The 23,009-nt window shown below is 70.9% G+C and carries 19 protein-coding genes; 12 read left to right on the forward strand and 7 right to left on the reverse strand.

Annotated features, from left to right (window positions below; translation table 11 throughout):
• Nucleotides 1-85: 85 nt before the first annotated feature.
• The gene (locus tag O7617_RS24015) at nt 86-2,002 is read right to left on the reverse strand and encodes an APC family permease (protein ID WP_282258288.1); all 1,917 of its coding nucleotides are present in this window, start codon (nt 2,000-2,002) and stop codon (nt 86-88) included.
• A gap of 271 nt (nt 2,003-2,273) precedes the next feature.
• Here O7617_RS24015 and O7617_RS24020 point away from each other — a divergent pair, with 271 nt between their 5' ends.
• Nucleotides 2,274-2,750, forward strand: a complete 477-nt coding sequence (locus O7617_RS24020) for a hypothetical protein (RefSeq protein WP_282258289.1) — start codon at nt 2,274-2,276, stop codon at nt 2,748-2,750.
• Nucleotides 2,740-3,393 carry a hypothetical protein gene (locus O7617_RS24025; protein ID WP_282258290.1) on the forward strand — a complete coding sequence of 218 codons (654 nt, stop codon included), beginning with the start codon at nt 2,740-2,742 and terminating at the stop codon, nt 3,391-3,393. The genes O7617_RS24020 and O7617_RS24025 overlap by 11 nt, the downstream gene beginning before the upstream one ends.
• 259 nt (nt 3,394-3,652) lie before the next feature.
• Here O7617_RS24025 and O7617_RS24030 read toward each other — a convergent pair whose 3' ends face one another.
• The gene (locus O7617_RS24030) at nt 3,653-4,414 is read right to left on the reverse strand and encodes a TetR/AcrR family transcriptional regulator (protein ID WP_348774152.1); all 762 of its coding nucleotides are present in this window, start codon (nt 4,412-4,414) and stop codon (nt 3,653-3,655) included.
• Between O7617_RS24030 and O7617_RS24035 the strand changes: the two genes are divergently transcribed.
• The 3 genes from O7617_RS24035 (at nt 4,308) to O7617_RS24045 (ending at nt 6,750) form a co-directional block, all read left to right on the forward strand.
• Nucleotides 4,308-5,108, forward strand: coding sequence for an SDR family oxidoreductase (locus O7617_RS24035; protein WP_282258291.1), 801 nt, complete (start codon nt 4,308-4,310; stop codon nt 5,106-5,108). The genes O7617_RS24030 and O7617_RS24035 overlap by 107 nt on opposite strands.
• 104 nt (nt 5,109-5,212) lie before the next feature.
• The gene (locus tag O7617_RS24040) at nt 5,213-6,256 is read left to right on the forward strand and encodes an aldo/keto reductase (RefSeq protein ID WP_282258293.1); all 1,044 of its coding nucleotides are present in this window, start codon (nt 5,213-5,215) and stop codon (nt 6,254-6,256) included.
• Nucleotides 6,253-6,750 carry an SDR family NAD(P)-dependent oxidoreductase gene (locus O7617_RS24045; RefSeq protein ID WP_282258294.1) on the forward strand — a complete coding sequence of 166 codons (498 nt, stop codon included), beginning with the start codon at nt 6,253-6,255 and terminating at the stop codon, nt 6,748-6,750. Before O7617_RS24040 ends, O7617_RS24045 begins: the two co-directional genes overlap by 4 nt.
• 151 nt (nt 6,751-6,901) lie before the next feature.
• On the opposite strand, the gene O7617_RS24050 is transcribed toward O7617_RS24045, so the two are convergent.
• The gene (locus O7617_RS24050; RefSeq protein WP_282258295.1) at nt 6,902-9,622 is read right to left on the reverse strand and encodes a LuxR family transcriptional regulator; all 2,721 of its coding nucleotides are present in this window, start codon (nt 9,620-9,622) and stop codon (nt 6,902-6,904) included.
• A gap of 417 nt (nt 9,623-10,039) precedes the next feature.
• Here O7617_RS24050 and O7617_RS24055 point away from each other — a divergent pair, with 417 nt between their 5' ends.
• Nucleotides 10,040-10,495 carry an SRPBCC family protein gene (locus tag O7617_RS24055; RefSeq protein WP_282258296.1) on the forward strand — a complete coding sequence of 152 codons (456 nt, stop codon included), beginning with the start codon at nt 10,040-10,042 and terminating at the stop codon, nt 10,493-10,495.
• A 159-nt stretch (nt 10,496-10,654) separates the two neighbouring features.
• Nucleotides 10,655-12,385, forward strand: a complete 1,731-nt coding sequence (locus O7617_RS24060; protein ID WP_282258297.1) for a tannase/feruloyl esterase family alpha/beta hydrolase — start codon at nt 10,655-10,657, stop codon at nt 12,383-12,385.
• 179 nt (nt 12,386-12,564) lie between these two features.
• On the opposite strand, the gene O7617_RS24065 is transcribed toward O7617_RS24060, so the two are convergent.
• Nucleotides 12,565-13,773 (reverse strand): DUF2254 domain-containing protein, encoded by a 1,209-nt coding sequence (locus tag O7617_RS24065; RefSeq protein ID WP_282258298.1) that lies wholly within the window; start codon nt 13,771-13,773, stop codon nt 12,565-12,567.
• A gap of 116 nt (nt 13,774-13,889) precedes the next feature.
• On the opposite strand from O7617_RS24065, the gene O7617_RS24070 reads away from it, so the two are divergent.
• Nucleotides 13,890-14,729, forward strand: a complete 840-nt coding sequence (locus O7617_RS24070; protein WP_282258299.1) for a L,D-transpeptidase family protein — start codon at nt 13,890-13,892, stop codon at nt 14,727-14,729.
• Between the two features lie 9 nt (nt 14,730-14,738).
• Here the strand turns inward: O7617_RS24070 and O7617_RS24075 are convergent, their stop codons facing one another.
• Nucleotides 14,739-15,419 carry a hypothetical protein gene (locus O7617_RS24075; protein ID WP_282258300.1) on the reverse strand — a complete coding sequence of 227 codons (681 nt, stop codon included), beginning with the start codon at nt 15,417-15,419 and terminating at the stop codon, nt 14,739-14,741.
• A 184-nt stretch (nt 15,420-15,603) separates the two neighbouring features.
• On the opposite strand from O7617_RS24075, the gene O7617_RS24080 reads away from it, so the two are divergent.
• From O7617_RS24080 to O7617_RS24095, 4 genes are all read left to right on the forward strand, one after another.
• Complete coding sequence (locus O7617_RS24080; RefSeq protein ID WP_282258301.1) at nt 15,604-16,833, forward strand: cation:proton antiporter; 1,230 nt, start codon at nt 15,604-15,606, stop codon at nt 16,831-16,833.
• Between the two features lie 210 nt (nt 16,834-17,043).
• Nucleotides 17,044-17,505 (forward strand): hypothetical protein, encoded by a 462-nt coding sequence (locus O7617_RS24085; RefSeq protein WP_282258302.1) that lies wholly within the window; start codon nt 17,044-17,046, stop codon nt 17,503-17,505.
• Nucleotides 17,506-17,513: 8 nt separating this feature from the next.
• On the forward strand, nt 17,514-17,954 hold the full coding sequence (locus tag O7617_RS24090; protein ID WP_282258303.1) for a PPC domain-containing DNA-binding protein: 441 nt from the start codon (nt 17,514-17,516) through the stop codon (nt 17,952-17,954).
• A 110-nt stretch (nt 17,955-18,064) separates the two neighbouring features.
• A complete protein-coding gene (locus O7617_RS24095) occupies nt 18,065-19,075 on the forward strand; it encodes an SDR family oxidoreductase (RefSeq protein ID WP_282258304.1) in 1,011 nt (336 codons plus the stop codon).
• A 31-nt stretch (nt 19,076-19,106) separates the two neighbouring features.
• Here O7617_RS24095 and O7617_RS24100 read toward each other — a convergent pair whose 3' ends face one another.
• On the reverse strand, nt 19,107-20,912 hold the full coding sequence (locus O7617_RS24100; protein WP_282258305.1) for a glycoside hydrolase family 15 protein: 1,806 nt from the start codon (nt 20,910-20,912) through the stop codon (nt 19,107-19,109).
• A gap of 75 nt (nt 20,913-20,987) precedes the next feature.
• On the reverse strand, nt 20,988-22,964 hold the full coding sequence (locus O7617_RS24105) for an acyl-CoA dehydrogenase (RefSeq protein WP_282258306.1): 1,977 nt from the start codon (nt 22,962-22,964) through the stop codon (nt 20,988-20,990).
• Between the last annotated feature and the right edge of the window lie 45 nt (nt 22,965-23,009).

Here is a 23,009-nt window from a genome sequence, read left to right on the forward strand (position 1 = left end):
CCGCACGCCGCTCGCGCTGAACCCGGTCGACCTCAATCTGCGGGTACGCCGGTAGACGCGCGGATCGAGGCGCGCGTGCGGTACCTCACGACACGAACTCCGGGTCCGGCTGGTCGGTCGGGAGAAAGGCGGCCGGCACCGGGAACCGCATCCGGCAGACGATGGCGTCGGTGTGCCGGCGTACGGCGTGTTCGAGGACCGTGCCGCGGTTGTTGCGCAGGATCCGTTCCCACCGCCGGGCCGGGTCCACCTCGGGGATGATGACGAAGACGTGCCGCCCCGCGTGGTGCCGGCGCAGGTGTTCGGCGAAGGGCCGGCCGAGGTCCCGGTCGGTGGACTCGACGACGGCCAGCGGCACGTGCGGGTGCCAGGTCTCCCACTCGGCGCGGACCCGCTCGCCGGCCGTGGGTTCGTCGGCGTGTGTGACGTGCACGGCGGTGATCTCGTCGCCGAGGGAGAGGGCGGCGTCCAGGGCCCGGCGGGTCAGCTCGGAAACACCGGCCACCGGGACGACCACGATCGACGGTCCGGGCCGTGGGGCCGCCGGGGTCCGTCCGAGTTGCAGGGTGCTGCCGAAGCGTTGGTACGCGCGGTGCACCCGCTCGAACGCGAGCACCAGCAGGGGCAGCGCCACGGCGATGAGCCAGGCGCCCTCGGTGAGCTTGCTCGCGGTGGTGACGATGGCGGCGGCGAGGGTCAGCAGGGCACCGAAGCCGTTGAGCGTGATCTTCCACTGCCAGCCCGGCCCGCGCTCGATCAGCCAGTGCCGGACCATGCCGTACTGGGCGATGGTGAAGCCGACGAACACGCCGATGGCGAACAGTGGCACGAGGGTGTTCATCTGCCCGTCGGCGGCGACGAGGAGCACGGCGGAGACGGCGGAGAGCGCCAGCACACCGTAGCGGTAGACCTGGCGGCGGGCGCGCAGCGCGAAGACGTGCGGGAGGTAGTTGTCCTGGGCGAGCAGTTTCGCCAGCACGGGCAGCCCGCCGAAGGAGGTGTTGGCGGCGAGCGCCAGGAGCACCATCGTGGCCAACTGCACCAGGTAGAAGCCGAACCCGTGCCCGAGCGCGGCGTCGGTGAGCTGGGCCAGCACGGTGACCCCCTCGACGGGGTGGATCTGCAGGCGGCTGATCAGGGTGGCCAGGCCGATCAGCATGATCCCGAGCAGCGCGCCGAGCGCGACCTCCGCGCGCTGCGCCCGGCGTACGGCCGGCTCCCGGAACGACGGGACCGCGTTGGCGATGGCCTCCACACCGGTCAGCGCGGCGCAGCCGTTCGCGAACGCCTTGAGCAGCAGCAGCGCCCCCACCGCCTGCAACGGGCCGGCCGCCGGTCGCGCCTCGGTGACGGCGGCCGGTGTGTCGCGCAGCAGCCCCACGACGATCACCGTGAGGATGGCGCCGACGAACACGGCGGTGGGCAGGATGAACACCCGGGCACTGGTGGCGATGCCCCGCAGGTTCACCAGGGTGATCAGCGCGAGGACGACCAGGCACAGCTGCACCGGGTACGGCAGCAGCGCCGGGAACGCCGAGGTCAGCGCCGCCACCCCGGCGGCGACGGAGACGGCCACGTTGAGCACGTAGTCCACCACCAGCGAGGCCGCCGCCACCAGGCTGGTACGCCGCGACAGGTGCCGCTTGGCCACCGCGTACGCGCCGCCGCCGTCGGGGAAGGCGGCGATCACCTGTCGGTAGGAGAAGACGAGCACCGCGAGTAGTCCGGCGATCGCCAGGGTGACCGGCAGCGTGAAGCCGAGCCCGACACCTCCGGCGGCGGCGAGGACCAGCACGATCGCTTCGGGGCCGTAGGAGACCGATGCCATCGCGTCCAGTGACAGGGCAGCCAGCCCGCCCAGCACGGACAACCGGTCGCGGCCGGGGACGGCGGCGTCGGAGCCGCGTGTGCGCCGCCCGGAGGTGGGGCGGGGCCTTGGATCGTCGCTGGTGGGAGCGATGTCGTGGCCACCTGGGGTGACCGAGGTCGAAGCGTCCTGCATGGGGCCCAGGATGCGTCGCCGATGGCGGGCGCAGCGGACTCGCATACGCATCCTTGACGGGCCGCCGACCGATTTCTATGCCGTCTTCACGGTGCGGCGGCAGCCGCCGGAAGCGATGTGGTCCACGTCCGCGGTCGCCGTCACGGCGGCGTCAAAAGTTGGGCCCGGGTCGTACCGGCTGCGTGAAAATCGTCGACGGTGCCCCGCCTCCGGGGGTGACATGGCGACGAGGGCACGAGACACGGGTCCTCACCGTCGCAGGAGGCGCGTGGTGACAGTCGATTCGGATCCGTCGGCCCCGACCGGCCGCCAACCGACACCGACCGGTGTCAGTGTCGCGGCAGGCTGGGCAGTGATGATCACCGCGGCGTTGCTCGCGGCTGCGGTCTTCCCGCAGACGGAGCCGCCGGGTCGGATGCTCGTGATGGCCGTCGCGGCCGGCGTCTTCGCGTCGGTGGTGGCGGACTGGCGCGCCGTGGCCGCGGTCACCGCGCTCGGGATGGCTACCTACGTCGGCTTCCTCGCCAACCAGTTCGGCGACCTGACCGCCACCGCCGACGCCTGGACGTACGCGGTGGTGATCGGCTTCGCCGGCGCGCTCGGCAGCGGCTACCGGTTCATGCGGTCCATCCAGGGCTCGACCGACGACGAACCTGCCCGGGAGGCGGGAGTGCGGCCGTTCACCTACGGACCCGAGTCGGTGGTCTCGCCGCCGGACGCCCCGTTCGGTGGCTCCCGTGGAGCGTGATCGCCGTCCCACCAGCGCCCTCGATGCTCCGAGCGGCGAGACGTTGCCGCACGCCACCGACGGATTCCTCTCCGTCTGTGTGGAACTGGTGACCGGGCGCGGCCGGGACTGGTGGCCGCGCCCCGGCCGGGTCTTCACGGCCCACCGAGGGCACACCTTCGCCGAGTTGGCCGAGGCGATCGACGTCGCCTTCGGTCGTTGGGACCTGGCGCACCTGCGCATGTTCGTCCTGCCCGGTGGTGAGGACGTGAGCTTCTCGAGCTGGCGGGACGGGCCGGCCTTCCCCGGCACCCGCGACGGCCGCCGTACCCGGCTGGACGTGTTGAGCGACGACGCGGCCTTCGCGTACGTCTTCGACCTGGGCGAGGACTGGACGCACCTGTGCACCGTCCGGCGCCCCGAGCCCAGCGCAGTGGCGTCGCAGCCGTCACAGCCGCCCCGGCCTCACCGGGGCTGGGGCGACCTGCCCGACCAGTACGGGCGTCACCATGCCGACGACGGAATCAGCGCCGCGGCGCCGCGCGCGTCGTCGGCGCTGCTGTCCGACCTGCCGCCGATCCTGCCCTCCTGGGGCGCTCGGGACGGTCGGTCGCCGCATCGGGCCGGCAGCACCACAGGCGTCGCCGCCCCGAGCCGAGGATGACCCGGTTGCGGCTGCCCGTTGCCGTGCCGGCCACCTCGGAGGGCCGCTCGGATGACCCGGGTTCTCGTGGTCGACGACGAGCCGCAGATCCTGCGGGCCTTGCGGACCGCTACCGGCCCGGATGGCCGTGACTGCCCTGCGGTGCTCGCGTGACCCGGATGCGCCGGACGGCCCCGGCATCGCCGCGTCGCCGGTCAGGGGCGAGCGAGGAGGTCAGGCCGGGGACCGCTCGCGTTCGCCTGAGGGGCCGCGGGCGGGGTCAGGCCGGCGGCTCGGCAACCGCTCCAAGCATGGGGGTGACGTGTGCTGTCAGCAGTTGTGGGTCGGCGTCGCGCAGCGCCCGAGTGCCGATGATCCGGCGCATCAGCCACACGCCGGCGAGTAGGGCCAGTCCGAGCTCGGCCCGTTCATGCGGTTGAGGGCCGTGAAGGGCGTCGGCGAGTCGGGCGCCGACGTGTTTCTCGATGCCGGCCCGGATGATCTCGGCGGCTCGGGGGTTGGCTGCTGACTTGAGCATCAGCTCGAACGGCCCGAGGTGCTCGGCGTCCGGTGCGGTGCGAGCGACAAGGGCGTGTGCCACCTCGGCTGCGAGATCGACGGGATCCCGCGGCACCATGGTCGGCTCAGCGAATGAGACATCGACGACCTCGGCGAACAGTCCTTCCTTCGAGCCGAAATAGCGGTTCACGAGCATCGCCGTCACTCCGGCGTTCGCCGCGATCTCCCGCACGCCTACTCCGTCGTAGCCGTGCCTGGTGAACGCCGTGATCGCCGAATCGAGGATCGCCTGCCGGGTATTCCCGGCATTGCGCCGCCTGGTCGTGGGATGTCTCATACCGTGCAAGTCTACAGGCGGCAACTTAATGCCGTAGTCTACGTGTGTAGACATAGCCACTGCGGTTAAGGGAGTTCCCATGGATCTGCAACTGACGGGGCGGCGCGCGTTGGTCACCGGGTCGACGTCTGGGTTGGGTGAGGCCACCGCTCGGCTCCTCGCGGCCGAGGGTGCGGAGGTCGTCATCCACGGTCGCAACGCCGAACGTGCGCAGGCGCTCGCCGAATCGATCAAGAGCAACGGCGGCACAGCGTCATTCGTGGTAGGAGACCTCGCCACCGACGCCGGTGCCGACCAGGCCGCCGAGAGTGCTCTGGCCGGTGGCGTCGTGGACATTCTGGTCAACAACGCCGGCTCCTACGCGCACCTCGACTGGTCGGCGGCCAGTCCCGACATCTGGCTGGACACCTACAACATCAACGTCGTGTCGGGCGTGCGGATGATCCAACATCTCGTGCCGGCAATGCGGGAGCGAGACTACGGGCGGGTCGTCACCATTGGTGGAGGGCTGGGCGTGCAGCCGTTCAACAACCACCCGCACTACAACGCCTCGCTGGCCGCCCGACACAACCTCGCTGTCTCCCTCGCCCGCGACCTGACCGGCACCCGGGTCACCTCCAACGTCGTGGCGCCCGGCGCGATTCTCGTCCCGGCCGTCCAGGATTTCCTCACCAAGCTCTCGCCGGAGCGTGGCTGGGGGCAGACCTGGGAGGAGATCGAGTACAACTCGGTGCGGGAGATCGTGCCCAACGACCGGGTGCGCTACGGCCGACCCGACGAGATCGCCGGGGCAGTCGCCTACCTGTGCAGCCCGTACGCCGAGTACATCAGCGGCGCCACGATCCGCGTCGACGGAGGCACTGTCCGCAGCGCCTTCTGACCTGCGGCCTCCACCGGCCGCCGCCCAGCCTGATCGGTGCGCGAGGCACCTGCGTGGAGCGGCGGCCGGCGTTCGCCACGAGAGGAACAGACAAGGAGGGCAACATGGTGACCCACGCCCGCGTGCGGCTTGGCGGTTCACCGCTGTCGGTGCGTCCGATCGGGCTCGGGCTGATGGGAATGTCGCAGTTCTACGGCGCCGCCGACGACGACACGTCCATCGGCACCATCCGCGCTGCGGTCGACATCGGCGTCGACTTCTTCGACACATCGGACTACTACGGCGCCAGCAGCGCCAGGCCGGGAGCGCCGGTGGCCGGCTTCGGCCACAACGAGCGTCTGCTCGGCCGGGCGCTGTCCGGCGGCCGGCGCGACAAGGTCGTGCTGGCGACGAAGTTCTCGGCCCGCCCGACCGCCGAGGGCCGCAGCTACTTCGACGGCCGACCGGAGTACGTCCGACAGGCCGTCGAGGCCAGCCTGCGGCGGCTCGACACCGACACGATCGACCTGTACTACTACCACCGGCTCGACCCGAGCGTGCCGATCGAGGACACCATCGGCGCGATGGGCGAGTTGATCAGCGCCGGCAAGGTGCGTGCCATCGGAATCAGCGAGGTGAGCCCGGACATCCTGCGCCGGGCCGCCGCGACGCATCCGATCGCCGCACTGCAGAGCGAGTACTCGCTGTGGGAGCGCGGCGTCGAGACCGAGGTCCTGCCGGAGTGTCGGCGGTTGGGCATCACGCTCGTGCCGTACAGCCCACTGGGCCGCGGTATGCTGGCCGGCCGGTTCGGCCCCGGCACGACCTTCGATGATCGGGACTTTCGTTCCACCCTGCCCAAGTTTCAAGGCGACAACCTCGCGTCGAACGCGACCCTGGTCGAGACACTCAGCGCGTTCGCGTCGGCCCGCGGCCACACGCCAGGACAGGTGGCGCTCGCCTGGCTACTGGCACAGCCGCACGATGTCGCCCCGATCCCCGGTGCCAAGCACATCGACTACGTCCGGCAGAACGCCGCTGCCACCTCGGTGCCGCTGAGCCGCGACGACGTCATGTACCTCGGCGGAGTCTTCGCCCCGACGCGCGTCCGCGGTGACCGCTACGGCGACCCGCTCGCACCAACGAGTTCAACCGAAGGCCCATCATGACTAAGAGTTGGCTGATCACAGGCAGTTCCCGCGGGCCGGGACGGCAACTCGCCGAGACCGTTCTGGCCGCCGGCGACCGGGTCGTCGCCACCGCTCGCCGACCCGAGCAACTCGACGATCTCGTCCAGACCTACCGCGAACGCGTGCGAACGGTCGCTCTTGACGTCACCGACCCAGCCGCGGCTCGCGCGGCGGTCACCGCCACCCTGGATACCTTCGGGCGGCTGGACGTGCTGGTCAACGACGCCGGCTACGCCGACGTCGCGTCCATCGAGGGTATGCCGGAGGACGAATCCCGGGCGCAGATCGACGCCAACTTCTGCGGCGTCGTCCATCTCACCCGAGCCACGTTGCCCGCCACGCGCGCGCAGGGCGGCGGGCATATCATCCAGTTTTCCCCGTCGGCGGCCGTGTGGGCGGGCCTGGACTGGGCGCGTTCCGAGAGCCTTGCCGCCTTCGACGCGCAGTGGCGGCTGGTCAGCTACCCCTCGTAGCAGTCCTGCGGGACCGGTACAGTCGATGCGAGCGACTCTCCCGATCTTGATCGGACCGGGGAGCGAGCCGACTCCGGCGAGGGCGGCGTCGAACTCCGTGGGAGACGTCGGGGAATCGATCCTCGTCCGCGCACAGGGTCAGCGCTCTGCATCATGGTCCAGGCGAGCTGGAGTCGACTGCCGCGCGCAGCTCACGGCGGGAGCTGATGCCAAGCTTGGCGAAGATCTTGCGGAGGTGCCACTCGACCGTGCGAGCGCTCAGGAACAGCGTGGCGCCGATCTCCCGGTTCGTCCGGCCGGCTGCGACCAGCCGAGCGATCTGCGTCTCCTGCGGGGTCAACTCCTCTGGTGTACCCACGGTGCGCTTGCGGACCGTTTCGCCGGTGGCGGCCAGTTCCCGGCCCGCCCGGTGGGCGAACGCCTCCGCGCCCATCACGGTGAATGCCTCGTACGACAATCTCAGTTGAGCTCGCGCATCGCCTCGGCGGTTCGACCGGCGCAGCCACTCCCCGTACAACAAACGCGCCCGCGCCAGTTGCAGACCGAGCTGCGTGGTGGCGAGCCGGTCGATCGCCTCTCGGTAGCGTTCGTCCGCTTCCGCGTCCGAACCTACGAGCGCGTCCGCGAGGGCCTGCGTGCCGATGGCCCAAGCCGTCGCCGCTGGACGGGTCCGTTCGGCCAGGCGGTCGCGTGCCTGCGCCGCGACGGCGTGCGCACCCGAGCGGACGGCGGCCTCGACCAGCTCGGCGAGCGCCCACTGCTGAACGGCTAGGTCTTCCTGCTCGGTGGCCCATTGCACGGCGTCCAGCGCGGCTTGGTAGTTGCCGAGCCCGTTGAACAGCACTGCCTTGCTGTAGCCGGCGACGCTGAGCAACCAGCCCATGCCGCCCCTGCCGGCCTCTGCCGCCAACGCGTCTATCAGCTCGGTAGCCGCTTCCTCCCGGCCCCGGTAGGCCGCCAGGATGACTGCGGTGGCCGGGTGTGGCGACGGCCCTGCCGCGTCCGTGAGGGCCTCGGCCTCCTCGAGGAGATCGGACGCGTCGATGAACCTCCCGGTGAAGATCAGCGCGGTGGCCCGGAACGTCAGCGCGGTGGGCAGCAGCGACAGCCGCCCGGTCTCCCGGGCGAAGCTGACCGCCTGTTCGGTGAGCGTCAGGAACGCGACGTCGTCCCAAACCTGGTGCAGAACCAGGCCGACCAGCCAGGCCAGGTCCACGTCGGTCTCCACGGTGACCGCGTGTAGCGCCCGGGCGAAGAGCGGCGCGGCTGCGGCCTGCCCATCCAGGCTCCACGTGGTGAAGGCCGCCAGGAGCAGGCCGGCCGGCTCCGAACCGTCAGGCACTCGTCGGGCGGCTCGGGAAACGAGCCGCAGGTCGTCGCCGCCGAAACGTCCGGCGTTCAACGCCGCGCCGATCGCCGAGAGATAGGTTTCCCGGGCCGCCGCCGGGTCCAGCGCCTCGAGCCGGCGGGCGGCCTCGAGTAGTGGCGGTACCGCCGCCCGGCCGGAGTTGCGAGCGAACGCGACCCTGGCGCGCAGGCGCTCCAGCTCAGCGAGCTGCGCCGGGTCCAAGAAGCTCAGCTCTGCGGCGGCCAGCAGGCTGGCTACCTGCTCGGTGGCGCCGGAGGCGAATCGGGCCTGCGCTGCGGCCAGGACCCGTCGGCCGCGGGAGGTGGGATCGGCGGTGAGCTCGGCGGCCCGTTCGAGAAAGGCGGCGGCCGCAGCCCGACCGCCCCGGGCCAGCGCTCGCCCAGCCGATCGTTCCAGCTCACCGGCGACCTCCTCGTCCGGCCCCACTGCGGCATGCGCCCGGTGCCAGGCGCGTCGGTCCGGGTCCTGCTGCGGGTCGGTGACGTCGGCCAGCGCCCGGTGCACCGCGCGCAGTTCGGCGGGCTCGGCCGAACGCCGGCTCGCCGAGCGCACCAGCGGGTGGCGCAGCCGTACCCGGGCGCCCAGCTCGACCAGGCCGGATGCCTCCGCCGGTGCCGCCGCGGCAGGACCGACACCCAGCAGGTGCAGAGCACGCCAGAGCAGCGCAACGTCACCAACCGGCTCCACCGCGATGGTCAGCAGCAGCAGCTGGCTGTCGGCTGGCAGCGCCGCGATACGCCGCTGGAAGCCGTTCTCCATGCGGCCGGTCAGCGGCGTTCCGCTGCGCCCACCAAATCCGAACGCCAGCTCCGCCAGGGACACTTCGCGGGGCAGCTCGACAAGCGCAAGCGGGTTGCCGCGGGTCTCGGCAATGATCCGATCTCGAACCCGGCAGTCGACCAGACCCGGTAGCACCGAGTCCAGCAACGCGCGCGCGTCAGCGTCGGGCAGGCCGTCGACGCGTAGTTCCGGTAGGCCGCCGAGCAGGTGCTCATCGGTGGGGCTACGCACGGCGAAGAGCAACGCCACCGACTCCGCGTCCAGACGGCGGGCGACGAAGGTGAGGATGGTCTCGGACATGCGGTCCAGCCACTGCGCGTCGTCGACGACACAGACCAGGGGTTGCTCGGCCGCTGCCTCGGCGAGCAGGCCGAGCACGGCGAGACCGACGAGCAGCCCTTCCGGCGGACGACCTACCTGGAGGCCGAACGCGGTGTCGAGCGCGTTTCGCTGCGGTTCGGGAAGCCGATCCCGGTGTTTCAGCAGTGGAACGCACAGCAGTTGAAGCGCCGAGTACGCCAAGTCGTTCTCCGCCTCGACGCCCGAGACGCGTACGACGCGATCGGTCGGTGTCCGCTCGGTCGCGTAGTCCAGCAGCGCGGTCTTGCCCACCCCGGCCTCGCCGCGCAGCACCAGCACTCGGCTCTGGCCGGCCCGGACGTCGCGCATCAGCCGATCGAGCAGGTCGCGCTCACGGTGCCGGCCGAGCAGTTCAAAACCCATGTTGTCACTCGGCACGTTGTCCCCCAACCGAAATTACTACACCGCGGATGGACGTAGCGGGCGGGCCGGCCAGCACGCGACGTGGCATCCAGAGACTGGGCTACGGACTGACCCAGCGTGACTTTCCGGTGAGATCGCATTGGTGCCCTGCGCGCCCGCGTGACCCTGACCAGGGTCGGTGCCGCCGTCGCGGCTGCACCGGTACCGGGGGCCAGGCTCGCGGCACGGTCGAACGCCGGCGGGCGAGCGATCACCCGCCTGCCGAGCAGCCAGCGCGCCACCCGCGATCACCCAAGGACGAGTCCCTGGGCGCAACCAGGGTGCTGAGGCGGAGAACCAGGGTACGACACGGGCTCGCCCGGCTCCGCGGTCGGAGAGTCTGGAAGGACGTCAGTCGGGAGACTCCAGGAGAAGACAATGTCTCTGATTCACTTCGTTGAAAAGACAACCGCGACCCCGGAGCAGGTTCTTGCCGCACTCACCGACTTCGGGCCAGGCCGATCGGAAGTATTCGGCAACAGCGCCGACGAATATCTGAAGGTGCACGGCCAGGGTCCTGGCTGGGCTGACGTCACCGAAGGCTCAGGCGGTATCTGGGAGCGGCTGCGCTACGACTGGTCGAACCCGCACCGTGTCACGATGACGACGACGGATTCCAATATCTGGGGAGGCCAGTCGGGCCACACCTACACGATGCGGCCGCAGCCGGACGGGACGACGGTCCTGGATGTCGTGGTGGTCCGTGTTGGCAAGAACTTCAAGGGCCGCTTGACCGGCCTTGTGCTGGGCTCGGTCGGCAAGGGCGTGCTCAGGAAGGCGTTGAAAGACACACTCAAAGCCATCGAAGCCCGCAGCGCCGCCACCGGTGGCTGACCGCACGCTCCGCGCTGCGGGGGGCGTGGCACGGCCGCTCCCTTGGGCCGACCGACGGCAGGCACCAATTGGCCCCGGTGCCCTCAAAGTTCCACTCGGTGAGCGGCGCGCCATGGTGAAGCTGATTGTGAAGCGGGCGAACAACGGCTCATGACGTGCGTGCTCAACGAGCTGTCGGGGGTCGCGTCTTACCTGATCGACGCGGGCCAGGCACTCGGCCACGGAAAGCCGGCTATGCCGCAGGCCGGCACAAGGCCCCAGGGGCGCCCGGGGCCAGGGTGCCCACCAGTGCCTCACCCTGGGGTCACGTCGTCCAGATTCGGTGAGGCTATCTGTATGAAACGACGCTTGATGATGGTGATGGCCATGGCGGTCCCGCTAGCGGCCTCCCTCACACCCGTGGCTGTCAACGCCGCCACCCCCGACGGAGGCACGCCTGCGGGTACCACCTGCACCGCCGTTCCGGTCTCCGCGCCGTCTGGCACCGCCGTCGTGTCGGTCAAGGCCGTCGCCAGGGCCGGCGGCGACTTCACGTTCCCCTCGGTCCCGGGGCTTCCGCAGAACCCGCCTATCTACGCCGTGCCTGACTGGTGCGACATCAACGTCGTGGTAACCCACCCGGGCGCGAATGACACCGTCACCATCAAGGTTTCGCTCCCCCAGAATGCCAAGAACTGGAACGGCCGTTTCCAGGGCACTGGCGGCAGCGCTTACTCGGCCGGCGACCTCAGCGATCTGAGCGTCCCGCTGATCAGCGCGGTCAAGGGCGGATACGTGGGCGCGGCCACCGACGCTGGCGTCAAGACCGGTCTCGACGCGAGCTGGGGGCTCACCGCCGACGGAGAAATCAACACCGGCCTGCTCACCAACTTCGCGTCCCGCTCGGTGCACGACATGGCGGTCATCGGCAAGGACGTGGCCAACAGGTTTTACCACCGCCCGGTGAAGTACTCGTACTTCACCGGCTGCTCGACCGGCGGTCGGCAAGGTTATGCGGAGGCACAGAACTACCCGACGGACTTCCAGGGCATCCTGGCCAACGCGCCGGCGATCGAGTGGAACCGTTTCGAGATCGCCACGCTATGGTCGCAGGCCGTCTACAACGAAGAGAAGGTCGCCCCATCGCAGTGCGAACTGGCCGCCTTCAACACCGCTGCGGTCGCGGCCTGCGACACTTCGGACGGCGTCAAGGACGGCGTCATCGACGACCCGCAGGACTGCAAATGGGACGCCCGCCGCCTGGTCGGCAAGAAGGTCGTCTGCGAAGGCGAGGAGATCACCATCACCAAGGCGGTCGCCGACGCGGTCAACAAGATCTGGGCCGGCCCGGTCTCACCATCCGGCAAGAAGCTCTGGTACGGCCAGAACAAGGGCTCCGCGTTCAACTACATCGCCAACCCCGGCGCGCCCTTCCAGGTGCCCGACCAGTGGGCCAAGTACTTCGTGACGAAGAACCCGTCGTACGACAGCAGCAAGCTGACCTACAAGACGTTCACGCAGCTCTTCACCTCGGCGACCAAGCAGTACGACAGCATCATCGCCAACAACAACCCGAACCTGTCGAGGTTCGCCGAGGCTGGCGGCAAGCTGCTCACCTGGCACGGCCAGTCGGACCAGCTGATCCCGACCCAGGGCACGGTCGACTACCGCATGCACGTCAACGACACCCTCGGCGGCAACAAGCGCGTCAACAACTTCTACCGCCTCTTCTTGCTGCCCGGCGTGGACCACTGCGGGACGCCGCTGTTCAGCACCGGTCCGCTGGTCAACCCGGGCGCCGACCTCAACGCTCTGGTCGACTGGGTGGAGAAGGGCCACGCCCCGGCGACTCTCCCGGCCACGTCCGTGGACGGCACCACCGCCAGCAATATTCACCACTACCCGCGGTGACCGCCGGTAACCGCCAGGACAACATCACCATGGCGGCGAAGTGCAGTCGCGTCGCGGCCTGACCTGAACCGCATCACCATGGCGGCCCCGGATCGACATCCGGGGCCGCCAATCAACGTTCACCGGTGATGCGCGAGAGTTTCGGTGCAGTGTCGCGGGATCGGCGGTCTGTTGTCGACTCACTTCTGCCGCGTCTCGATCCTCCGGTCGATGTCGGGCAGATGTTCCGGTAGCGCCACTGAGCGCAGATCTGCGAGCACATGGTCCAGGAGCCGGTCGATCCGGGGCTGTTCGTGTCCCGCTCGCCGGACGTCATCGACCGCGACCGCGAGGAAGCCGTCGAACGTCTGTGACCGTGCCCGTACGCGTGGGGTGCCGTCCGGGTCGTCGACGAGCAGACGGTGACCGGGCCGTCCGGCGAGCCGACGCAGCAGGTCGTGCATCTCCTGCACGCTGCGGACCGCGGTGGTGGTGTCGTTGATGCCCGGCGACAGCGCCCGCTCGGCGATGTCGGTCAGTTGCCGGAATCCGAACTCGACGTCCTGGCCGAGGGTCCGCTCGACGCCGAGGCTCACCGCGACGCACGCCCGCGCGTCCGGCACGGTCGTGGGGAGGGGGCCGCCGGGCAGCGGATGAACCGTGACCAGCGGTTGCCCCGCCACGACGAAGTCGCCCGGCGCGGGCAGGACCGACAGGGCGCAGTCGTGGTCGCGGGCCAGCGCGGAGAGCCGGCCGAGGTCGACGTGTTCGACGGCGCCGGGTCGCATCGCGTTGATGACCTGCACCGGCGGGGTCAGCGCGGTGATGGGTGCGAGGCTCGGGCCGACCGGGTACTGCTCTTCGATCACCCGGCGGCACTGGGCGCCGACGGCGGCGATGATGTGCGAGACCCGCATGACCGTGGTGACGTGGTGCAGGTAGTAGACGAACAGCCCGCTGCTGGCCAGGACGAGCGCCATCGCCACGGCGAGCGAGAGTTCCGGCAGCCGGGTGTCGGCGCCGGCCGGCAGCGCCGCCAGCACCACCATGGCGAACAGCGCGGTCGCCAGGAAGGTGCCCAGCGCCGCCTGCGTGATCCGGTCCTGCAGGAACGTCCGCAGCACCCGGGGCGAGTACTGACTGCTGGCGAGTTGCACGGCCACCACGGTGATGGAGAAGACCAGCGCGGTGAACGAGATCATCGCAGTGATGATCGACGACAGCAGCGACCGGGCGCCGGCGACGCTGCTGGGTAGGAACCCGTCGGTCGGCAAGCCCAGTCGCAGCTCGGCGACCGACAGGCCGAGGGCCAGCAGCACGGCCCCGAAGGCGAAGGCCGCCGGCACCAGCCAGAAACTCGACCACGCTGCCGCCAGCCGGGATCGGAGGGTACGCGGCACAGGGCTCATCCCGCCGTAATCCCCCGTGCGCGCCTCCCGCATACCTGACACAGGGTCTGTTTACCTGGGAAAAGAGCACGACTGGACGCGCGAAGGGACTGGGTCGGGACTCCGGCACGCTGATCATGAATTGTCGCGACATCACGGTACGCGTCACGTCCGCCGCCGTTCTGCTGCTCGTAGCCGGCTGCGGCGACGGCCGGCAGCCGACGCCGACCTCGTCCGGCCCGAGCCACGCGGTGACGACGACGCCGTCGCCGCTGACACCGAGTGCCTCGACGACCGGTGCGGCGCCCAGGCCCACGCCTACCACGGCATCGCCCCCGTCCAGCCCGACGCCGTCGCGCACCCCGAAAGCCGGGGTGCGGGACGTCCTGCGTCGCGGCGACACGGGCGACGCGGTGCAGGCGTTGCAGGAGCGGCTGGACCGGCTCGGATACTGGGTCGGTGAGCCCGACGGCAGCTTTGGCCTGCTCACCGAGCAGGCCGTCTACGCGCTGCAGAAGGCCGCCGGTCTCCGGCCGGACGGGGTCGTCGGGCCGAGGACCCGCGCCGCGCTCGACAACGGCAAGCGTCCGGACGCCCGCAGCACCGACGGTCACCTCGCTGAGGTGGACCTGGACCGGCAGTTGCTGATGATCGTCGACGACGGCGAGGTGAGCCGGGTGTTCAACACCTCGACCGGCACGTTCGAGCACTACGAGCACGAAGGCAAGACGTATCTGGCGGACACCCCGCGCGGCAGGTGGACAGTCGACTGGCAGGTCGACGGGTGGCGCGACGGTCCGCTCGGCCGGCTGTACCGGCCGAAGTACTTCCAGGAGCAGGGGATCGCCATCCACGGCTACCCCAGCGTCCCGCCGTATCCGGCGTCGCACGGTTGTGTGCGGGTGACGTTGTCGGCGATGGACTGGCTGTGGGCGCAGGACGTGCTGCCGAAGAAGACCCGGGTGTGGGTGTACTGATCGTTCAGCTCACTCGTCCGGCTGGCGGCGTGCGTCCTCGGTCCGTTCGCGGCCGAGAAAGAACGCCCCGAGCGCGCCGGCCAGGGTCCCGAACACCGCCACCGAGTACGCGGCGAGCACCAGTTCCAGGATCTGCGCGAACGTGTCGTCGGCGCGCAGCGGCTCACCGGTGATGGTGGTGAGGGCCGCGTCGTGCAGGGCTCGGGGCAGGCTGCCGTAGGAATTGGAGACCGTGAGCAGTTGTCCGGCCGCGAGGATGACCGCCAGGGTCACCACCGCGAGCCAGGCCAGCCGGTCGGTGAGCAGGCGGCCGGCTGAGCGGGATCCGCGGATGGCGGCGGCGACGACCCCGCCCCCTCGGGCCGCCCGCAGCGCGCTCGCCGCCCGCAGGAACCGCAGGAACGGCACCGCCAGGAAGATCAGTTGCCACCAGTTGTGTTTCCAGAACTCGCGAGCGTGGTGGCGGGCGAGCCAGGCGCGGAGCGTGAACTCGGCGACGAAGACCGCCCACAGGATCCAGCTGGTGACGGTGAGCGTGGTGCTCAGCGGTTCGTCGTGGACGACCGCCTGCGCGAGAACGAGCAGGAGGAAGAGCAACCCCAGCACGCCCATCGGCTTGTCCAGCCGGCGGGCGAGTCCGTTGAGCCGCGCGTCGTCCTCGAGGCTGTCACGGCCCGGATCCTCGCTCACGCTGCGGGAGACTACCCGGGCCGGGTTCAGGAAACCGCCACTTGCGGTACGACCGCCGGAAAGCCGCGGCACCGCCGTGTGCGGGCCCTTTGCCGGGGTACGTGCTCACGGCTTGGGGTGCCAAGAAAGGTGTGCTGAGCGGGGGAGCCAGCATGCGCGATCGTACGACAGGTAAGGGCCGCACATGAGTCCGCTGCTGCTCGCGTACGCCCTCGTCGGAGGACTCGGTGTCCTGCTCGCGTTCTGGTCCAGCGCCATCCGCCGGACCGTGCTGTCCGAGCCGCTGCTGGCGCTCGCCTTGGGGGTGCTGTCGGGCCCGGTGTTCGGCCTGGTCGATCTCGGTGACCGGCTGGGCGCCGAGCTGAACCGTGAGGTGAGTCGGGCGCTGCTGGCCGTGTCGCTGATGGCCGTCGCGCTGCGCTTCCCCCTCGCCGCCTACCGGGCCGTGCTGCGCCCGGTCCTCGTGCTGCTCTCCGCCGGCATGATCGGCATGGCCCTGCTCAGCACCGGGCTGTCCTGGCTGCTTCTCGGCGTGCCGCTGGGCCTGGCCGCGCTGCTGGGCAGTTGCGTGACCCCGACCGACCCGGTGCTGGCCTCCGGCATCGTCTCCGGCGGCCCGGCCGAACGTCAACTGCCCGAACGACTGCGGCAGGTGATCAGCGGCGAGTCCGGCGGCAACGACGGGCTCGCGTTCCCCCTCGTCGTCCTCGCCCTGGCGGCCGTCGGCGCGCAGCCGTGGACCGACGAGGTGACGGCGGCGGTGTGGGGCGTGCTCGGCGCGGTCGCCGTCGGCGTCCTGCTCGGCTGGCTGGCCGGTCGCGCCATCCGCGCGGCCAGCCGCCGGGAAACCCTCGACCAGGGATCGCTCGTGGTCTTCGCGGTGTTGCTCGGCATCGCCGCGCTCGGGGTCGCGCGGGTGCTCGACACCGACGGCGTCCTCGCCGCGTTCGTCACCGGGCTGGCCTACAACCGTGTCATCGGCGACCAGCCACGGATCGCCGAGCAGAAGTTGGACGACTCGCTCACCCGCTACTTGGTCCTGCCGCTGTTCTTCCTCCTCGGCGTCGAGCTGCCCTGGCGCGACTGGCTCGACGCCGGCTGGCGACTGGCGCTCTTTGCCGTCGCGGTGCTGCTGTTGCGGCGCCTGCCGGTGGTGCTGGCGCTGAAGACACCGCTCGGGTTGCCATGGCGGGACCTCGTCTTCCTCGGCTGGTTCGGCCCGATCGGCGTGTCCGCGCTGTTCTACCTGGCCTTCAGCGCCGACGAGGGCGCGCGGGACCCGATGCTCTGGACCGCCGGCAGCCTCGTCGTCGCGCTCAGCGTCGTGGTGCACGGCGTCACCGCCATGCCCGGCCGCCGCTGGTACGCCGCCGGACAGCGGCGGGTCGGGGCGGCACGATCACGATGGCCCTGACGGGATGTCCATGCCGGGCGGGCTGATGATGCCGAGCGGGCTGCGGACCGGGACGGGCTGAGCCTCGACGTGCTGAACGTGGCGCTCGGTCCGGTGCTGGCTGACTGGCCATCCGGGCTGCTGGTGGAGCTGGCCGTGTAGCCGGTCGGGGCGTTTTGGTGGTTGATCGCCGGGTACGACCGCGCAGCCAATCAGGAAGAAGGGTGGAGGATGAACCGCGGCAAGGTCAGCGACGTGGCGGTGGGTACGGTCGGCGACCTGGCCGGCGCCGTAGTCGATCCGGAGGCCGGGCTCGGCAATACCGGGTGGCGTGAGATGGCCGACCGAGGATCCTGGCTGCCGCCGCGAGACGTGGCGATCACAGCTCGGCTGGCGTGGGGCGGTCTGCTGCTGCTCGCGCCGGGCGCGCTGCTACGTCCGGTGGGTCCGATCAGCACCGCGGCCGTGGTGACGCTACGGGTGCTCGGCGCCCGCCACGTCGTGCAGAGCGCGGTGACTCTCTGGCGCCCGACGAGGGGTGTGTTCGCCGCCGGCGGGGTGGTCGACGGACTGCACTGCGCCACCGCGCTCGTCCTGGCCGCCGCCGACCGCAGGCAGAGACCCGCCGCCCTGACCGACGCCGCGGTCGCCGCCACCTGGGCGGTCGTTGGCGTCATCGTGGCAACGGACTGAGGAGACCGATGAGGACCCAGGAACTGCGCCATCCGACCGGCCGGGTGCTGGTCGTGGTCTGCGACGACGGCGACGAGCCGGTGACCGTCATCGGTGGCGCCCTGCGCCGACACGAGCTGCGCGCCGGCCGGGTGACCGCCGTAGGTGGCTTCCGGGAGGCCGACGTCGGCTGGTTCGACCGGCAGGCCGGCGACTACCGGCGCATTCCGGTCCGGGAACAGGTGGAGGTGCTCTCCCTGCCGGGCGACGTGGCTGCCCGCGACGGCGAGCCGGCGCTGCACGTGCACGCCGTGCTCGGCCGCGCGGACGGCAGCACGGTCGGCGGGCATCTGCTGTCCGCCCGGGTGTGGCCGACGTTGGAGGTGATCATCACCGAGGTCGCCCCCGAACTGAGCAAGCGGGTGGATCCGGAGACCGGACTGGCGCTGATCGTCGGATCCGGCCGCTAGCGGATCCAGTACGACCCGGTTCGCAGGCTGCTGACGGACCGGGGCGTGCACGTCTGGGACGCACAGCGGCGGGTACAGCACACGGATACGCGAGGCGGCCGGGAGGCGACATGGGTCGGGGACAGCACGTGCGGGTGGCGGTGGTGACCGGGGCGAGCGCTGGAGTCGGGCGGGCCACGGTGCGGCTGCTCGCCCGACGGGGGATCGCCATCGCGTTGCTGGCGCGGGGACGGGCCGGGTTGGATGCCGCCGCCGAGGAGGTGCGTGCGGCTGGCGGTCGACCGTTGCCGATCGAGGTCGACATGGCCGACTACGAGCAGGTGGTCGCCGCCGGTCGGCGTGTCGAGTCCGAGCTGGGACCGATCGATCTGTGGATCAACGATGCCTTCAGCTCCGTCTTCGCACCGTTTCAGCAGACCCTCCCGGAGGAGTTTCGGCGGGCCATGGAGGTCACCTACCTGGGGTACGTACACGGCACCCGCGTCGCCCTGTCGCACATGACCCCACGGAACCGGGGCACGATCGTGCAGGTGGGGTCCGCGTTGGCGTACCGGGGGATCCCTCTGCAGGCCGCGTACTGCGGGGCGAAACACGCCATCGTCGGCTTCACCGAGTCGCTGCGCTGCGAACTGTTGCACGAGCGCAGCGGGGTGCGGGTGACGATGGTGCAGCTACCCGCGGTGAACACGCCCCAGTTCGACTGGCTGTTGTCCCGGTTGCCTCGGCACGCCCAACCGGTGCCTCCCATCTACCGACCGGAGGTGGCCGCCCGGGCGATCGTGGGCGCTGCCGACCGGCCCCACCGGCGGGAGTACTGGGTGGGCACCTCCACGGTGCTGACCATCCTCGGCAACCGGGTCGCGCCGGGGCTGCTGGACCGTTATCTGGCCCGGACCGGCTACCGCTCACAGCAGACGGGCAGGCCCGCCGACCCCGACCAGCCGAACAACCTGTGGCATCCGTTGGACGGCCCGGGCGGGCGTGACTACGGCGTACGGGGTGACTTCGCCGGTCGTTCGCACGGCCGCAGCCCTCAGGCGTGGCTGTCGCGGCACCGCCGGATGGTCGCTGCCGGGCTGGCCGGGGTCGTCGCGGGCGTGGTCGCCGTACGCCGGCGCTGACTGGTCCCAGTCGCCACCCGGCGAGCCGCGATCAGGTAGGCGAGGGCGCCGGCCAGCCGCAGCGGGCGTGCGGCGGCGCACCGTCGGGAACGACCTGACCGAGGGTCACCGCCGTTTCCAGCATCAGCGCGTGCACGAATCCCTGCGGCAGGTTGCCGCGCAACTGTCGCTGCCCGACGTCGTACTCCTCGGTGTACAGCCCGGGCGGCCCGCACGCGGCCCGGTTGCGTTCGAACCACCGGTTGGCGCCCACCGCGTCCCCGGCCTGCCAGGCGGCCAGGGCAGCCATGAACCCGCAGAGCAGGAACGCGCCCTCCGCGTCACCGAGCGGTCGCCGGTCGGGCCGGAAACGGTACAGGTAGCCGTCCTGCGTCAGCTCCGCCAGCACGGCTTGCCGGGTCCGTTCGGTACGCGGATCGTCGGCGGCCAGGGCACCACGGATGCCGGGCAGCAACAGGGCGGCGTCGACGCGCGGATCGTCGTAGGCGCGCTGCCAGCGTCCGTCCGGCGTGAGACCGTGCGCGGCGGCGTCGGCGAGGATCCGGTCCGCCAGCGCCGACCAGTGTCCGGCCAGGTCACCCGCGCCGCCGCGCGCCACCCCGCGTAATCCGGCGACGCAGGTCAGCTTGGAGTGCGTCCACTGCCGGGCGGGCAGTTCCCAGATGCCCGAGTCCGGTTGCGACCAGCGCCGCTCGATCACCGATGCGGCCAGCCGCATCGCCCGGTACGCGTCGCCGTTCAGCCGGTCGAGCCGCTGTGCCGCCGCGAAGACCAGCAGCACCTCCCCGAACGCGTCGAGCTGGAACTGCCCGCGTACCCAGTTGCCGACCCTGACCCCGGCGCCGGGATATCCCGGCAGGTGCTCGAGCCGCTGCTCGGGCGGCACCGGCTGGCCGTTCACCGTGTACGCCGGGGCCAGCGCGTCCCCGTCGGCCAGCACCCGCTCGGTGAGGAACGCGACCGCGTCGTCGAGCAGGTCGTACCGGCCGACCAGGGCCGCCGCCTGGCCCGCGAAGGACTGGTCACGGATCCAGGCGTACCGGTAGTCGTAGTTGCGCCCTGCCAGCGCCCGTTCGGGCAGAGCTGTCGTGCTGGCGGCGACCATGCCACCGCCGGGGCGGGTCAGGCCACGCAACACCGCGTAGGCGAGGGTGGCGTCCCGTCGCGCGGGCCCGGCCAACTCCGGCACCGTCGACCGCCAGTGGTGCTCGGTGATTCGCCACAGCTCCCCAGGGTCCTCGCGGAGCTGGTCCAGGGGTGCGCTCGACACCTCCAGCACCAGATCGTGTCGGCCGCGGGCGGGCACGAGCAGCTCACCGGCGAGGAACCCGTCGGTGGTGACGCTCAGCCCCGCGAAGCCGTGCAACCGCAGGTACAGCGCGCCGCTGCGGGCCACCCACACGTCGTCCTGGCGGGTGGCCTCACGCACCGGTTGCCGCCCGAAGTCGGCGCGCGGATCCAGCTCCACCCGGACCCGGGCCGGCCGGTCCGACGCGCGGATCTGCCGCAGCAACACGAGCCGGTTCGCCTCGCCGGGGAAGGCCAGCGCCTCCCGAGACTCGGTGATCCCGTGCTCGGTGACCCACCTGCTGCGCCAGATCAACGACGCGGGCTCGTAGTGGCCACCCCAGACGAAGCGCGCCGTCGGGGTCACCAGGAAACGACCGTGACCGCCGAGCAGCGCCGAGAACAGCGAGGGGTCGGACCAACCGGGCGCGCAGAGCCAGCCCACATCACCGTCCGGGCCGATCAGAGCGCCGCGATAGCCGTCGGCGAGCAGTGCGTAGTCACGCAACACGGCCGGCGGGAGGCCCAGCTGCCCGTCCGTGGCAGGCATCGATGGCCTCCGGTCAGATCGTCAGTCCGCCACCGTCCACGCCCTGCCTTCCCGCCCGCGCCCGGCTGAAACCGACTATGTCGGTAGCTGCCCATCTCGGGCGGCGTCCTGGGTGGCCATCGTGTCCTGCCGGACCGGTTCCTCGTTCAGCATTGCGCAGTGCAGCCAGGTGTCCGGGATGGCGAAGCCGTCCACGAGTGTGCGCAGGTGCGGGCGCAGCTCTTTGAGCAGGCCGTTAACCACGGCGGTGATCGCCTTCGACCGGGCCGGTGTGAGCCGGCCGTGCTCCAGGAACCAGCCCTTGTTGGTCTCGATGACGCTGAGCGCGTACAGGTCGCAGACCCGGGAGAGCAGCGCCCGGACCGCCGGGTCGGCGGTGTCGGCGATGCCCGCGACGAACGCCTCCAGGGTGATCCGGTCGGTGTGCGCGGTGGCGACGCTCAGGACGTGGTCCTGGACGTCGTTGAAGATGTCGAAGGGATGGTCCTTCTTCGTGGCGGCCCCGTTGCGCAGGCGACGGACCGCGCCGTCGAGGAGGTGCCTCTCGCGGTCCTCGAACGCCTTGAGCTGCCAGCCGCGGTCGGTGACGGCGATCTCCTCGTCGCGGCCGGGCACGGCGCTGACGAGCCGTTCGATGAGCGACCGCGCGGCGGTGCGTTCGAGCACCATCTCGCGGACCTGTTCGGCGGCGAAGGAGGCGCGTCCCCAGCCGTCCAGTGAGCCGAACTCGTCCCGGTAGCCGGTGAGCAGCCCCTTGGCCACCAGCTGCGACAGCACCGTGTTGTCGCCCTCGAAGGTGGTGAAGACGTCGGTGTCGGCCTTGAGGCTGGGCAGGCGGTTCTCGGCGAGGTAGCCGGCGCCGCCGCAGGCCTCCCGGCACATCTGGATGGTGCGGGTCGCGTGCCAGGTCTGCGCGGCCTTGAGGGCGGCCGCCCGGGACTCCAGTTCCCGTTGGCGGCGGTCGTCGACCGGCTCGTCACCGCCCTGCACCTCGCCGAGCGCTGCGATCAACTCGGTCTGCGCGAAATGCAGCGCGTACGTGGTCGCCAGGGCGGGCAGCAGCTTGCGCTGATGGGCCAGGTAGTCGTTGAGCAGCACCTCCCGGCCGCCGTCGGGCGTGCCGAACTGCCGGCGGATGTCGCCGTAGCGCACCGCGATGGTCAGCGCCGACTTCGTGGCCGCCGACGCGGCGCCGCCGACGCTCACCCGACCGCGGACCAGGGTGCCGAGCATGGTGAAGAAGCGCCGGGAGTCGTTCTCGATCGGGCTGGAGTACGTCCCTTCCTCGTCGACCTGCCCGTAGCGGTCGAGCAACATCTCCCGCGGCACCGCTACGTGGTCGAAGGTGAGCCGCCCGTTGTCCACGCCGAGCAGGCCCGCCTTGGGCCCGGCGTCGCCGATGCGCACGCCGGGCATCGGGTTGCCCTGCGCGTCGCGGATGGGCACCAACCAGGCGTGTACGCCGTGCCGCTGGCCGTTCGTGATCAACTGCGCGAAGACCACCGCCATCCGTCCGTCCCGGGCGGCGTTGCCGATGTAGTCCTTGCGGGCCGCCTCGTGCGGGGTGTGCAGGTCGAAGGTCTGCGTCCGCGGGTCGTACGTGCAGGTGGTGCGCAGCTGCTGGACATCGGAGCCGTGCCCGGTCTCGGTCATGGCGAAGCAGCCGAAGATGGTGCCCGAGACGATGTCCCGGAGATAGGCGTCGTGGTGCCGCTGGGTGCCGAGGGCTGCGACAGCGCCGCCGAACAGGCCCCACTGCACGCCCGCCTTGACCATCAGCGACAGGTCGACCTGCGCCAACATCTCGCTGGCGACGATCGAGCCGCCGACGTCGGCGCTGCCGCCGTACTCCGTCGGAAAGGCCGATGCCATACCCAGCCCGGTGGGGAGTTCGCCGAGCAACCGGGTGATCCGCTCCCGCGCCTGGTCACCGGTCTCGCCGTACACCGGCAGGAAGCGCTCGTCGAGGTGCTCCCGGTGCGCGTCGCGCACCTTCGCCCACGGCCCGTCCAGCACCTCGCGCAGGCGGGCGACGTCGATGTGATCGGGCATGATCCCCCTCAGCTGACCAGCAGTGCCGGATGGCAGTACTCCATC

It is taken from the genome of Micromonospora sp. WMMD1155 (assembly GCF_029581275.1).
Classification (GTDB): Bacteria; Actinomycetota; Actinomycetes; order Mycobacteriales; family Micromonosporaceae; genus Micromonospora.